The 12,505-nt window shown below is 65.1% G+C and carries 11 protein-coding genes; 5 read left to right on the top strand and 6 right to left on the bottom strand.

Translation table 11 applies throughout. The features are described 5' to 3' along the window. Positions 1-51 precede the first annotated feature (51 nt). Complete coding sequence (locus CLU86_RS14995; RefSeq protein ID WP_099742168.1) at positions 52-489, top strand: hypothetical protein; 438 nt, start codon at positions 52-54, stop codon at positions 487-489. Between the two features lie 758 nt (positions 490-1,247). Here the strand turns inward: CLU86_RS14995 and hemE are convergent. The 3 genes from hemE to CLU86_RS14980 all read right to left on the bottom strand — a co-directional run bounded on the left by hemE (position 1,248) and on the right by CLU86_RS14980 (position 5,737). After that, positions 1,248-2,363, bottom strand: coding sequence for a uroporphyrinogen decarboxylase (gene hemE, locus CLU86_RS14990; protein ID WP_099742167.1), 1,116 nt, complete (start codon positions 2,361-2,363; stop codon positions 1,248-1,250). Positions 2,364-2,490: 127 nt separating this feature from the next. Continuing rightward, positions 2,491-4,071, bottom strand: coding sequence for an MFS transporter (locus CLU86_RS14985; protein ID WP_099742166.1), 1,581 nt, complete (start codon positions 4,069-4,071; stop codon positions 2,491-2,493). Positions 4,072-4,852: 781 nt separating this feature from the next. Beyond that, complete coding sequence (locus CLU86_RS14980) at positions 4,853-5,737, bottom strand: LysR family transcriptional regulator (RefSeq protein WP_099658825.1); 885 nt, start codon at positions 5,735-5,737, stop codon at positions 4,853-4,855. A 175-nt stretch (positions 5,738-5,912) separates the two neighbouring features. On the opposite strand from CLU86_RS14980, the gene CLU86_RS14975 reads away from it, so the two are divergent. The 3 genes from CLU86_RS14975 to CLU86_RS14970 are packed head-to-tail and all read left to right on the top strand — an operon-like array spanning position 5,913 to position 7,632. After that, a complete protein-coding gene (locus CLU86_RS14975; protein ID WP_099742165.1) occupies positions 5,913-6,899 on the top strand; it encodes a TerC family protein in 987 nt (328 codons plus the stop codon). Between the two features lie 12 nt (positions 6,900-6,911). Then, the gene (locus tag CLU86_RS22925) at positions 6,912-7,073 is read left to right on the top strand and encodes a hypothetical protein (RefSeq protein WP_162995887.1); all 162 of its coding nucleotides are present in this window, start codon (positions 6,912-6,914) and stop codon (positions 7,071-7,073) included. 7 nt (positions 7,074-7,080) lie between these two features. Next, complete coding sequence (locus CLU86_RS14970; RefSeq protein ID WP_099742164.1) at positions 7,081-7,632, top strand: DUF2062 domain-containing protein; 552 nt, start codon at positions 7,081-7,083, stop codon at positions 7,630-7,632. 30 nt (positions 7,633-7,662) lie between these two features. Here CLU86_RS14970 and CLU86_RS14965 read toward each other — a convergent pair whose 3' ends face one another. Beyond that, positions 7,663-8,091 (bottom strand): CoA-binding protein, encoded by a 429-nt coding sequence (locus CLU86_RS14965; RefSeq protein ID WP_099742163.1) that lies wholly within the window; start codon positions 8,089-8,091, stop codon positions 7,663-7,665. A 193-nt stretch (positions 8,092-8,284) separates the two neighbouring features. Here CLU86_RS14965 and CLU86_RS14960 point away from each other — a divergent pair, with 193 nt between their 5' ends. Next, complete coding sequence (locus CLU86_RS14960) at positions 8,285-9,412, top strand: branched-chain amino acid ABC transporter substrate-binding protein (RefSeq protein WP_099656819.1); 1,128 nt, start codon at positions 8,285-8,287, stop codon at positions 9,410-9,412. Between the two features lie 79 nt (positions 9,413-9,491). Here CLU86_RS14960 and CLU86_RS14955 read toward each other — a convergent pair whose 3' ends face one another. Both CLU86_RS14955 and CLU86_RS14950 read right to left on the bottom strand, forming a co-directional pair. Then, a complete protein-coding gene (locus CLU86_RS14955) occupies positions 9,492-9,920 on the bottom strand; it encodes a hypothetical protein (protein WP_143226714.1) in 429 nt (142 codons plus the stop codon). 317 nt (positions 9,921-10,237) lie between these two features. Next, on the bottom strand, positions 10,238-12,478 hold the full coding sequence (locus CLU86_RS14950) for a protein-disulfide reductase DsbD (protein ID WP_099742161.1): 2,241 nt from the start codon (positions 12,476-12,478) through the stop codon (positions 10,238-10,240). Positions 12,479-12,505 lie beyond the last annotated feature (27 nt).

Genomic DNA, 12,505 nt, shown 5'->3' with positions numbered 1-12,505 from the left:
TGCTGGGGCAGTGGCTGCCGTGTTGGGGTGGCGGGCAAAAGGGGTGCTTTGTTGGACAAGAAAACCCAAAATTGGACGCTGGGTGCCTTGGGCTTGCTGGGGCTCGCCGGGCTGCTTTTTGGCCTCTGGGCCCGGTCTGCGCACCAGCCTACCGAGCCTATTGCGGTGGCCGAGCGCTTTTTGGGCCATTTGCAGCAGGACCAGTACGCTGAGGCCTGGGCCCTGACGACGCAAGGGGGCTACACGGGCGCCACACCCCAGGCGCTGCAGGCCGTAGCTGCCAGGCACAGTTGCCGGTCGGGGCGCGTGGTGGGCACATCGCCATTGCAAACCCATGGAAACCGCCTGCGCCGGGCACTGCGCGGGCAGCGCGTAGACATGGACGAGGTGCGTGTCGAGTTTGAAGGCACTTGCCTGCTGGGTGTGCGCCTGCGCTGGTTGCCGGGCCGTGGTTGGCGGGTGGTTTACTTTGCCAGCCACGCGGGGTAGCCGATCGTGTGTGGGATCCTGCCGTGCCGCCATGTGTGGTTTTGCTACTGTATTGATAGCTGCTTGCGCTTATTGCATGAGCGCTAGGGGCCAATTTGGCATATATCCACATGTGCACACACTTGCCCATCGACGGGTTCCATCGGGTGCCGTGCACTCATCCCGTTTTTCTGTGGATAACTTTGTTGAAAGCCTGTAGCCACCCGTGCTAAACCCGCGTGGCATAAGGCTTTCAACAGAATGCCCGGCAAATAGGCAGTACAGAAAAAATCCTTATGAATCAATCATCTGAAGGGTTTTTACGGGTTTTTTCTGTGCTAAGGCTTGCCACCCAGTGGTGGCTCTGCTGCCTGCCGCTGCGTGTGCATAAGTGCAATGTTCAGCGTCGTCAATAGGTGGGGCCTGCGCAATGTGTGAGCGGCCGTCACCAGTGCTTGGCGTAGTGGGTGCACTTTGGCCGCTAAGTGCTTGATTTGGCGAGGGTTTGCAAGAAATCCAGAATTTCTGTGGATAACTTTGTTGATATCCCCTGGATGCGCGCCGCAACCCCTTGAAATGCTGGGGTTGGGGTAGGTTGCCTAGCAAAGTGGCAACCGGTGTGGTGCTATACGAATCAACCACTTAGCGGCGCAAGGCCGATGACGTTTGAAAATATCAATCGCCACCGGCCTAGCGTTTGGGATTTTTAGGTATGCACCAGGGCTGTGCACAACCGGGCCTGCGCAGGCCCGGTGGATTCCGGCAGGACGGCGTTCTGTTCAGCCGCGCTGGCGCTGCGCGCGCGAGTGGCTGTGCACCGCTTCGACCAGCGCTGCCACATGCTCGGGGGGCGTGAACTGGCTGATGCCGTGGCCCAGGTTGAAGATGTGGGTCGGGCCGGTGGTGGTGCGGTCGGTGTGCGGGGTGCCAAAACTGTCGAGCACATGGCGCACCTGCTGCTCGATTTGCGCAGGTGGCGCAAACAGCACGTTGGGGTCGATGTTGCCCTGCAGCGCCTTGCCGGGGCCGCCTACCTGGCCACCGACGATGGCACGGGCGCGGCCCAGGTTGGCCGTCCAGTCCAGGCCCAGCACTTCGCAGTCGATGTCCTTCATGTCGTCCAGCCAGATGCCGCCGCCCTTGGTGAAGACGATGCGGGGCACGTCGGTGCCGTCCACGCCGGTGCGCTTAAGCTGCGCCAGCACCCGCCGGGTGTAGGCCAGGCTGAACTCCTGGAAGGCGCCATCGGCCAGCACGCCGCCCCAGCTGTCAAAAATCATCACAGCCTGGGCGCCCGCGTCGATCTGGGCGTTCAGGTAGGCGGCCACGCTGTCGGCATTGATGGTCAGGATGCGGTGCATCAGGTCGGGGCGCGCATACATCAGGCTTTTGACCAGGCGGTAGTCGTCGCTGCCCTTGCCTTCGACCATGTAGCAGGCCAGCGTCCAGGGGCTGCCCGAGAAGCCGATGAGGGGCACACGGCCATTGAGTGCCTTGCGGATGCTGGTCACGGCGTCGAACACGTAGCGCAGTTTGTCCATGTCGGGCACGGCCAGTTCGGCCACGGCGGCTTCGTCACGCACCACCTTGGCAAAGCGCGGGCCCTCGCCCTCGGCAAAGGTCAGTCCCAGGCCCATGGCGTCGGGCACGGTGAGGATGTCGCTGAACAAAATGGCTGCGTCGAGTGGGAAGCGCTCCAGCGGTTGCAGCGTCACTTCGGTGGCGTACTGGACGTTGGTGGCCAGGCCCATGAAGCTGCCCGCCTGGGCGCGCGTGGCCTTGTACTCCGGCAGGTAACGGCCGGCCTGGCGCATCAGCCACAGGGGGGTGTAATCGGTGGCCTGACGGCGGCACGCGCGCAGGAAGGTGTCGTTGGTGAGGGGGGCGTAGCTCATCCGCTGATTGTCGCAGGGTGAGTGCCAGACCTTCCAGGCCATGTGGCGCGCACGCCTTGGGGATTGCGCCCACATTGATCTAGGGCAAGACCGCAGTCCTGCCTTGCTTGCCTCGCCGTGGTGCGCTTCAGCGTTCTGCGATGTAGTGCGACATGCTGGCAGTCTCGCCGGGCGCGAGGAAGGTGCGCACCTCGGTCTCCAGGGTCTGGTCGGCCACTGTGGCGCGGGCGCGTTGGTGCAGGTAGTCGGCCCATGATTCCACGATGAACCGCTCCACGTAGCGCGAAGGCTCGCCCAGGTCTTTGTACACGCGCCAGAAGGTGGCGCCATCGCGGCGGCGTGGGGCCTTGAGGCGGCTGATGGATTCGAGGAAGGCGGCATCGGCGCCGGGCGCAATGCGGTAGCCAATTTCCACCGCCACGGGCCCGGCCTCGGGCAGCGGCTCGGCTTCGATGAACAACTCGTCCCACGGCGTGGCGGGGGTCACCTCGTGCAGTGCCCCCATGCGCAAGGGCATGGAGCGCGCCAGCAGCAGGCCAATGCCCATGGCCGCCGCCGCCACGCACAGCGTGGGGGTCAGGCCCACCACGTCCGACACCGCGCCCCAAAACGCCGAGCCAATCGCAAACGCCCCCAGCGTAGACACCATGTGCAGCGCCACTGCCCGCGAGCGCACCCAGGGGGGAGCGCTGGCCTGGGTGGCCGTGTTGAAGGTGGACATGGCCGACATCCACGCCGCGCCACCGAGCACCATGGCCAGGTACACCAGTGGGGCCGATTTGGTGAGTGCCGCCACCAGCATGGCCGCTGCAAACACTAGGCAACTGACCAGCACAATCGCATCCAGGCTGAAGCGCGCGCGCAGCTTGCCAATGACCAGCCCCACGGCCACCGCCCCGGTGCCCAGGCAGCCCATCAGCAGGCCAAACCCTTGCGCGCCCGTGCCCAGTTGGCGCGCTGCAATCACCGGCAGCAGCGCCCACAGGGCCGATCCCGCGCCGCTGAACGCCATCACCCGCACCAGCTGGGCGAGGATCAGCTCAGAGTGCCAGGCAAAGCGCAGGCCGCTGAGCATGCCGCCCCACAGGCGTTCGGGTGGCAGTCGTGAGGGCGGATGTGCACGCGGCGGCCAGCGGCGAATCGACTCCCACATGACGACCGTGGACAGCACCGACACCGCAAACACCCACCCCGCACCCAATTGCGCAAACACCAGCCCGGCCAAGGTGGGGCCCACGGCGCGGGCGGCGTTGTAGGCAATGCTCACCGCCGTGATGGCCTGGGGCCATTCGTCGCGCGGCACCGGGTCGATCACCGACGAGTTCCAGGCCGGGGTCAGCATGGCCGTGCAGCACCCGCCCACAAACACCAGCAGCAGCACCGTGGCGGGCCCACCCCAGCCCGCCAGCACCAGCAGCGTGAGCAGCGCAAACGCCAGGGTCTGGGCGATGAGCGCGCCAGAGATCAAGCGCCGGCGGTCGGTCGTGTCGGCCAGCACCCCGGCGGGCAGCGCCAGCAAAAACATGGGCAAAAACACGGCGGTTTGCACCAGCGCCGCCAAAAACGAGGAGCCCGTCAGCTCCACCATGAGCCAGGCCGCCGCCATGGCCTGCATCCCATTGCCAATGAAGAACACGCCGCCACACAGCCACATGCCCCGAAAGGCAGGCTGGCGCAGGGGGCTCCACAAAGAAGTCGATGAGGACATGGCGTTGGCGTGTGCAAGAGGGGCCGCAGACGGGCGGCGGGTGGCGGAAGGCCGGAGGCAGTGGCGTGTTATGAGCAGTTTTGGGCCACGCGCCACAGCATATCTCTGTACCAACGCCTCTGCAGGGCAAAGGCCTCGCCCAGCGCGCAAACGGCATGAACTTGCGTGCCCTGGACACGGGACAACAATCATCCCAAATTTCTGTGGATAACTTTGTTGACATGCTGTCGGCACTTGCGCCAAACCCGCATGGCATAAGGCTTTGGACAGATTGCCTTGTAATTGGGCAAGGTAAAAAGTCCTTATGAATCAATCATCTGACAGGTTTTTGGTGCTGCGCTTGTGCTATGGGCGGGCATGCAGCCGCGCATGTCGCGCCCACCGATTGGTGTGCACAAGTGCGGCCGACGCGTTTGCAGCACCACCCCGGTTGCAGGTCTTTTTTTCTGTGGATTGTGCAGATTGCACCGCAAGTGCTTGATTTGCCAGGGCTTTCGCCGGAAGTTCAGGATTTCTGTGGATAACTTTGTTGATATCCCGGTGGCACCCTTCGCAAGGCCTTGTCAGCATTGGCTTTGCTTGCGTTGCCTGAGAAAAAGGCAGGCAATGCGGTGCTATACAAATCAATGGGTTACGGCGGTTTTCCCGTCTCGCCTCACTTTGTGGCACCGTGGACCGTGATGCACGGCTGCTGCCCTTTTTGTGTGCGTAACTGTCCGTGTTGGGTGCAGGGGCCGATGTGAGGTGAGGTGAGTGGCCCAGGCAGTGTTTGAACGGGTACTCAGCCCGCTGGGCTCAGCAAGCGCAGCAGCAGCGGGTGCATCACCTTGCGGGCGCTGTAGATGAGGTGAAAGTGCTCCTCCACCTCTGGCGTGGTGCCCACGTGCACCAGGCCGTGGGTGGCTTTCAGGTGCTCGCCCAGGAACACGGGCGCAGGCATCACGCCCATGCCAGTGGCGGCAAAGGTGCTCAGCAAGGCGCTGTCTTCAAACTCGCCCGCAATGCGAGGGCGGATGCGTTCGCGCTCCAACCAGTGGTCGATGCGTGCGCGCATGGCGGCGTGGTCGGTGGGCAGCAGCACCGGCACGACGCCCAGGCTTTTGGGAAAGGCGTGGCTGGCCGCATCGGCCCACACGGCAGGGGCGTACCAGGCCACGGCGCTGGTGCTCAGCAGCTGGCTGGTGGTCTTCAGCGCGGGGTTGGGGGGCGCGGGGCGGTCGGCCAGCACGGCATCGAGCTTGTGCATGGCCAGCTCGCCCAGCAGGGGCTGGAACTCGCCCTCGTGGCACAGCAGTTTCAGATGGGGCTCGTCCAGCACCGGGGTCAGCAGCCGGTGCACCGCCAGCTTGGCAATGCCGTCCGATATGCCCAGGTTCAGCCGCAGCGTGGGGCCCGTGGCGGCTTCGCGCACCCGGTGGGGCAGTTGCTCGCCCAGGGCAAAGATGTGGTCGGCCTCGTGCAGCGCGGCCACCCCGGCGTCGGTCAGCACCAGGTTACGCCCTTCGCTGCGCAGCAGGCTCACGCCCAGCGCTTTTTCCAGCTCGCGCACCTGGGCGCTGATGGTTTGCACGGCCATGTCCAGCCGCTCGGCAGCGCGGGCAATGCCACCCTCTTTGGCCACCACCCAGAAGTAGTACAGGTGGCGGTAGTTGAAGCTTTGGCTCATGGCGACCTCGGGGGCGTGGTGCGTTTGGGGCAGTCCAATGGAGTGCATTGGTTCGTAAAAACCGAACCAATACTATCAATATGACAGGTTTTTAAAGAGTGGCTGTATCCCTACAGTGCGGGGCTGTGTGCGGGCTTCCCGCATGGGCGGGCAAACAACTTTTTGGAGAGGACGCATGGAAACAATAGGAACCTGGTGGATGTGGGCGGGTTTTGCCGTCTTTGTGGTGGTGGCCATCGGCATTGATTTGCTGGTGATGGAGCGCCAGGGGGCGCACAAGGTCACCATGGGCGAGGCGCTGCGCTGGAGCGCGCTGTGGTTCTCGCTGGCGTTTGTGTTTGTCGCCATCCTGTGGTGGTACCTGAACGGCACCCAAGGCCGCGAGGTGGCCAACACGGTATCGATGCAGTTCATCACCGGGTATCTGGTGGAAAAGAGCCTGTCCATCGACAACATCTTTGTCTTCCTGATGCTGTTCAGCTACTTTGCGGTGCCACCCCAGTACCAAAAGCGCGCGCTCATCATCGGCATCATCGGCGCCATCGTGCTGCGCACGCTGCTCATCCTGGCGGGCGCCTGGCTGCTGGCCACCTTCCATTGGCTGCTTTATGTGTTTGGTGCGTTCCTCGTCATCACCGGCGCCAAGATGTGGTTTGCTGCGGGGCAAGAGCCTGACATCGCGACCAACCCGGTGCTCAAGTTCCTGAAAAGGCGCATCCGCATCACCGATCAGTTCGATGGCGAAAAGCTCTCCACGCTGATCAACGGCGCCAAGCACTACACCCCGCTGTTCGTGGTGCTGGTGCTCATCGGCACCACCGACATCATCTTCGCGGTAGACAGCATCCCGGCCATCTTCGCCATCACCAGCGACCCGTTCATCGTGCTCACGGCCAACATCTTTGCCATCCTGGGCCTGCGCGCTTTGTACTTTCTGCTGGCCGATCTGGCCAACCGCTTTCACCTGCTGGCTTATGGCTTGGCACTGGTGCTGGTGTTCATCGGCGGCAAGATGCTGCTCATCGACCTGGTCAAGATCCCGATTGGCTACGCGCTGCTGGTCACCGCTTCGCTGATTGCGGGTTCCATCATCCTGTCGCTGCGCAGCTCGGGTGAAAGCGCGCACGGCGGCCAGCCTGCTGCTCTGCCCCCCAAGGACTGAAAGGCGCACACCATGGACATGCTTGAATCGGTAATGGTGTGCATGCTGGTTGCCCTGCTGATCGCCACGGTAACGGCCCGCTGGGCGGGCAGCGAGCTGCGAGACGTGGGGCTGCTGGCCACTTTGACGACGCTGTGGGGCGCAGGCACTGCGGCCGCAGTGCTGATGGGTTGAGGGGCCCATGATGCAAATGCTGTGCACCCTGCGCCGCTGGCTGCGTGGGCTGGAGCCACAGGTGCGGGGCCGGATAGAGGGGAGCTGGCTGGCACGCTTTCAGCCCTGGCTGGAGCAGCGGGCGATGTTCCGCTTTCAGCGCCAGCCCCTGGCGCGGGGCGTGGCGGCTGGCATGTTCTGTGGACTCATCCCCGGGCCGCTGCAGATTCCGGGCACCTTGCTGGTGTGCGCCTGGCTGCGCGGCAACATCGTGGCCGGAGGCGTGGCCACGTTCTACACAAACCCCCTCACCACCGTGCCGCTGTACGCGCTGGCCTTTTACCTGGGGGCCTTGGTCATGCCGGGCGAGCAGCCCCTGCCTGCGTGGGGCAGCGTGGCCCCAGGTGGTGACTTCTCTGTGCAAGCGCTGGTCACCTGGATGCAGGCCTTGGGCACGCCGCTGCTGGTGGGCTTGCCCACCTTGGCGGCCCTGATGGCACTGCTGGGCTATGCCGCCGTTCAACTGCTGTGGCTAACCCCCGCTCTGCAGCGCAGGCGCCGTTGGGCACGCGGGCGCTAGCCTGCTGCTTTGTGGGCGCTGGCCCCAGCGTCAATGGGGTGGCAACAGACCAACAGCCCGCAGCCGCTGGTGCTCCACCAGCGTGCAGTGGTCTTGCACCACCGCCAGCCCGGCCTCCTGGGCTTTGGCCAGCGCGGCATCGTGGCGCACGCCAATTTGCAGCCACAGCGCTTGGGCGCCAATTGCGATGGCTTCGTCGGCAATCGGGGGCACGGCGGCGCTGTCCCGGAACACATCCACCAGGTCAATGCGGTGGTGCTTTGCGGCTTCGGTCAATGAAGGCCAGCAGCGCTCGCCCAGCACTTCGTTGGCCGCAGGGTTGATGGGCACGATGCGAAACCCTTGCGCCTGCAGGTACTGCGCCACATGGTGGCTGTCGCGTTCGGGCTTGGGTGATAGGCCAACGATGGCGATGGTCTGGGTGCGCTCAAAGATGGGCAGATGGGGATCGGCTGGCATGCGAGGGTCCTGTCTTTGTGGCCCATTGTGGCAAAGGGGGCGACAACCCTGCCCGCAGCGAGGTTGGGGCGCAGGCCGGACAGCCCCGGAGCGGCGGGCCCTTTGCTGCATACTCCTGCGCGGGCGGCGGGCCGGACACGATCTGCGCGCTGCCCCTATCCTGAGGAGTACCTTTCCAATGAAAAAACAAGCTATGAAAAAACAAGCCCTCGTGCTGGCGCTGGCCGCCTGCGGTCTGACTGCCGCCTTCTCCGTGTCTGCCCAAGAGCGGGTGCGCATCGGCTTCATGAGCCCCGTGACCGGCCCCCAGGCCGCCAACGGCATCGACAACCGTGATGGCGCTTTGCTCGCCCTCAAGGAAATCAATGCCAAGGGCATCAAGGTGGGCGGCAAGGCCGTGCAGTTCGAGTTGGACATCAACGACGACGGGGCCGACCCCAAGCAAGGCGTGCAAGTCGCTCAGCGGCTGTCTGACCAAAAGGTGAAGTTCGTCCTGGGCCCCTACAACTCGGGCGTCACCATGCCCGCATCCCGCGTGCTGGCCGATGCTGGCATGGGTGTCTTCACCGTGGCATCCAACCCCAAGGTGACCGAGCAGGGCTATGCCACGCTGTTCCGCATCGGGGCCAGCGACAACCAGCTGGGCGCCAAGATGGCCACCTACGCGGCGCAAGACCTGAAGATCAAGACCGTGGCCGTGATCGACGACCGCACGGCCTACGGCCAGGGCGTGGCGCGCGAATTCACCGAACAGGCCAAGCGCCTGGGCTTGAAGATCGTCGCCAACGAGTTCACCACCGATAAAGCCACCGACTTCAGCGCCATCCTGACCAACATCCGCGCGGCCAAGGCCGATGCCGTGTTCTACGGCGGCTACTCCCCTCAAGGCGGCCCGCTGCTCAAGCAAATGCGCGCGCTGGGCATTACGGCGGCCCTGCTGGGCGGCGACGGCATCTGCTCGTCAGAGACCGCCATGCTGTCGCAGGTCACGGGTGACCTCAACACCTTCTGCACCCAGGGCGGCTCCATGCTCGACCGCAGCGACAAGGGCCAGAAGTTTGCTGCCACCTACCGTGCTGAATACAAGCGCGACCCGCTGACCTACGCCGCTGCGTTCTACGACGGCATGCACCTGATTGCCGCGGCCGTGGAAGCCACGCAGTCGCTGGACGTGAAGAAGGTGACCGAGCACATCGCCGCTGGCAAATACATGGGCGTGACGGGCGAGTTTGCCTACGACGCCAAGCATGATTTGCGCTCCTCGGCCGTGACGGTGTTCACGTTCAAGGGCAAGGACGTGGTGGCGCTCAAGAGCTTGTAAGCAAAAAGCCCGGTCTCCGCTGCGTGACCGGGCTTTTTCACCGCAGCACCTCTGCATGGGGTGCTGCGGTATCAGCAGGTCAGGGTGCTGACCTGCGCAATCGCTTTTCGGTGCGGATGCGCCAGATAACGGCGAGCAGGCATCCCATGACGGCAAGGCCGAATCCCGCAGCCCACACAGTGAGTTTGTGGTCCTGCGGCGTTGCCCAGTAGCAGCCTGCGAACCCCACGATGCTCAGCAAAGTCATCCAAGGTTTTCTGCGCGAAGCCCCGGTGCTGTGTGATAAGACAAAGTGACCTGTACCTTGGCCCGCCGTGGTCCACATGGCAGGGCGCACGGCAAGAAAAAAGAGCGCGATCAATGCCAGCGGCGTCAGGATGACGAACCCCCAGCCCAGTTGCGTTTTGATCCATTGATTGAGTGCGGGCGGGACGGTGCTCCAGAGCGCCCAGGCCGTGCCTAGCGCAATGCCCTGCAAGTCTTGTGGAAGTTGCAGGGGCTCCGGCAAGCGCTTCCATTCCAGCGGTGCCGCGCACCTGGGGCAGGTCGGCTTGTGGTCTTGTGGCACATACCAGCGCGCATTGGCTGGATGCAGCGCGGTGGTCCAGTGGTCAAATTTTCCGTGGCACGCGGGGCATTGAAAGCGGCCCCCGGCGCCCGTGAGGTCCGGTACGGCTTCGGTGGACTGAGACAGCTCCACGGCACACACTGGGCAAATATCCTCAGCATGTGCCAGTGGGCGGTGGCATTGTTCACAGTGCATCGCCGCATCTTAGTGAGCCAGAAATGAAGGCGCCACCGCTGGGTAGCGAGCCTGTCGTTGCCCTACAACTCGGCAATGGTGCTGCGCACCTCGTCCACGCTCAGCACCTCGGTCAGTACCACCGGCGGCTTGCCCGGCCGGTAGAACACATACACCGGCACCCCATTGCGCCCCAGTTGCGCCAGGGCGGTGGTGATGCGCGGGTCGCGGCGCGTCCAGTCGGCGCGCAGCAGGGCCACGTTCTTGGCTTGCAGGTCGGCCAGCACCTCAGCGTTGGCGAGGGTGGTTTTCTTGTTGTACTGGCAGGTCACGCACCAGGCGGCGGTGAAGTCCACGAACACGGGGCGGCCGCTGGCCACCAGCTGTTCGGCGGCGCCGGGGGCCCAGGGTTGCCAGCTTTGCGCGGTGATGGCCGTGGTGGCGGTGCTGCTGGCGGGTGCTTCCGCCAGATCGGCCATGCGCGTGACGTGGGGGCCAAAGGCCCACAGCAGCAGGGCCATGGCCACGGTGGCCACGCTGCCCAGCCAGCGCCGTGCGCGGCCTTGCAGGGCCAGTGACCAGGCCAGCAGGCCCAGGCCCACCAGCAAGATCAGCAGGGCGGCTGCGCCGTCGATGCCGCTTTGTTGCCCCAGCACCCACACCAGCCACACCACGGTGGCGAACATGGGGAAGGCCATGAAGCGGCGGAAGGTGTCCATCCATGCGCCGGGGCGAGGCAGGGCGCGTGCCACAGCGGGCCACAGGCTGGCAGCTAGATAAGGCAGCGCCAGGCCCAGGCCCAGGGCGGCAAAAACTGCGAGGGCTTGCGCCGCTGGCAGCGTGGCTGTGAGGCCCATGGATGCGCCCATGAACGGCGCCGTGCAAGGCGATGCCACGGCCACGGCCAGCACGCCGGTCAAGAAGCTGTCGGCCACGGGGTGGCGTGCCTGCAGGCTGGCGACGGAGGAGGGCAGCATGTTCCCAAACTCAAACACCCCCGCCAGGTTCAGCCCGATGAGGGTGAACAGCCCGGCCAGTGCGGCCACCACGGCGGGCGACTGCAGCTGAAAGCCCCAGCCCACGGCCTCGCCCGCAGCCCGCAGGCCCAGCATGAGGGCGCCCAGGGCCAGGAACGACAGCACCACGCCAGCGGTGTAGGCCAGGCCACTGGTACGGTGGGCGCGCCGGTCTTGCGCATGGCGGGTAAAGCCCACCACCTTGATGGCCAGCACCGGGAACACGCAGGGCATGAGGTTGAGGATGAGCCCGCCCAGCAAGGCGCCCAGCAGCGCGGCGGTGAGCGTGAGGCTGGAGGCCCCCGAAGGCGCCAAGGGGCCACCACTGCCCGATGCGATCGCCGCATTGGCTTGCAGGGCGGCCTCTAGCGCGGGCGATACCGCGGCCTTGGTGGCTGCCGCAGGCCAGGTGCCCAGCACCTGCAGCTCGGCCCGGTAGCCGGGGCGGGGTGTGGTGCCTTGCACGCGCTCGGCCAGCACCACGGGCAGCAGGGTGGGGCTGCCGCTGCGCTGCTCGGCCAGCGGGATGCGTGCGGTCCATACCGTGCCATCCCACTGCTGGGTGCCGGGGGCGGCGTTGTGCAGCACTTCAGGCGTCTCGGGGTACAGGTCCAGCGTTTTGCCGTGCAGCGCGGCGGGCAGGCCTTGCACCCGCACCTGCAGGCTGTCGCCGTCCACACGGGCCTGGCGGGCGTCGCTCGCCGTGGCGCTGGGCAGTGCCTGGGGTTGCGCCTTGAGGGCGGCGTCAAAGGCGGCGCCGTTCAGCGCGGTGGTGCTACGGATGGGTAGCTGCAGGGTGAACTGGCCCTCTTCGGGAATGCACTCTTTGCGGCACACCAGCCACGAGGCTTTGAGCTGCACGGTGATGTCTTTGGCCAGCGGGCCGGGGGCAAAGGTGCTGGGCACTGTGACGGGCACGGGCAGCAGCACGGTGCCTTCGTAGCCATAGTTGGCCAGGGTGCCGATGGCGATTTTGTGCGGCACGGGCCAGGCGATGTCGCCCGCATCCAGCCCGGCGGGCAGTTGCCAGCTCAGCTCGGTGGGCAGGCCCGAGTCGCCGGGGTTCTTCCAGTAGGTGTGCCAGTCGGGCTGGTGGGTGATTTGCAGGCCCAGCCACAGCGGCTGGCCGGGGGTGACGCCCTGCGGCGCGTGGGCGATCAGCTCGGCCTGCACATGGGGCGTGGTGACGGTGCTGCTGCCCTGGTTGGTCAATTTAGAGCCAAATTGAGCGCTAGCGCTTGTCCATAAAGCGCTGGCAGCTATAAAAATGAGAGTGGCTGCGAGGCGATGGGACAGGCGTGAAGGCATGGTGCAGTGTGGGAGCGGGCAGGGCGG

This window comes from Acidovorax sp. 62 (assembly GCF_002754495.1).
Lineage (GTDB): Bacteria > Pseudomonadota > Gammaproteobacteria > Burkholderiales > Burkholderiaceae_C > Acidovorax.
Note: the sequence above shows the minus strand (reverse complement) of the source record. Positions and strands in the feature narration are given on the sequence as shown.

What these genes read in the sequence shown, in the direction of transcription:
- hemE (WP_099742167.1), bottom strand. Translation starts at nt 2,363, where the DNA reads ATGAGCTACGCCCCCCTCACCAACGACACCTTCCTGCGCGCGTGCCGC.
- CLU86_RS14985 (WP_099742166.1), bottom strand. Translation starts at nt 4,071, where the DNA reads ATGTCCTCATCGACTTCTTTGTGGAGCCCCCTGCGCCAGCCTGCCTTT.
- CLU86_RS14980 (WP_099658825.1), bottom strand. Translation starts at nt 5,737, where the DNA reads ATGAGCCAAAGCTTCAACTACCGCCACCTGTACTACTTCTGGGTGGTG.
- CLU86_RS14975 (WP_099742165.1), top strand. Translation starts at nt 5,913, where the DNA reads ATGGAAACAATAGGAACCTGGTGGATGTGGGCGGGTTTTGCCGTCTTT.
- CLU86_RS22925 (WP_162995887.1), top strand. Translation starts at nt 6,912, where the DNA reads ATGGACATGCTTGAATCGGTAATGGTGTGCATGCTGGTTGCCCTGCTG.
- CLU86_RS14970 (WP_099742164.1), top strand. Translation starts at nt 7,081, where the DNA reads ATGATGCAAATGCTGTGCACCCTGCGCCGCTGGCTGCGTGGGCTGGAG.
- CLU86_RS14965 (WP_099742163.1), bottom strand. Translation starts at nt 8,091, where the DNA reads ATGCCAGCCGATCCCCATCTGCCCATCTTTGAGCGCACCCAGACCATC.
- CLU86_RS14960 (WP_099656819.1), top strand. Translation starts at nt 8,285, where the DNA reads ATGAAAAAACAAGCCCTCGTGCTGGCGCTGGCCGCCTGCGGTCTGACT.
- CLU86_RS14950 (WP_099742161.1), bottom strand. Translation starts at nt 12,478, where the DNA reads ATGCCTTCACGCCTGTCCCATCGCCTCGCAGCCACTCTCATTTTTATA.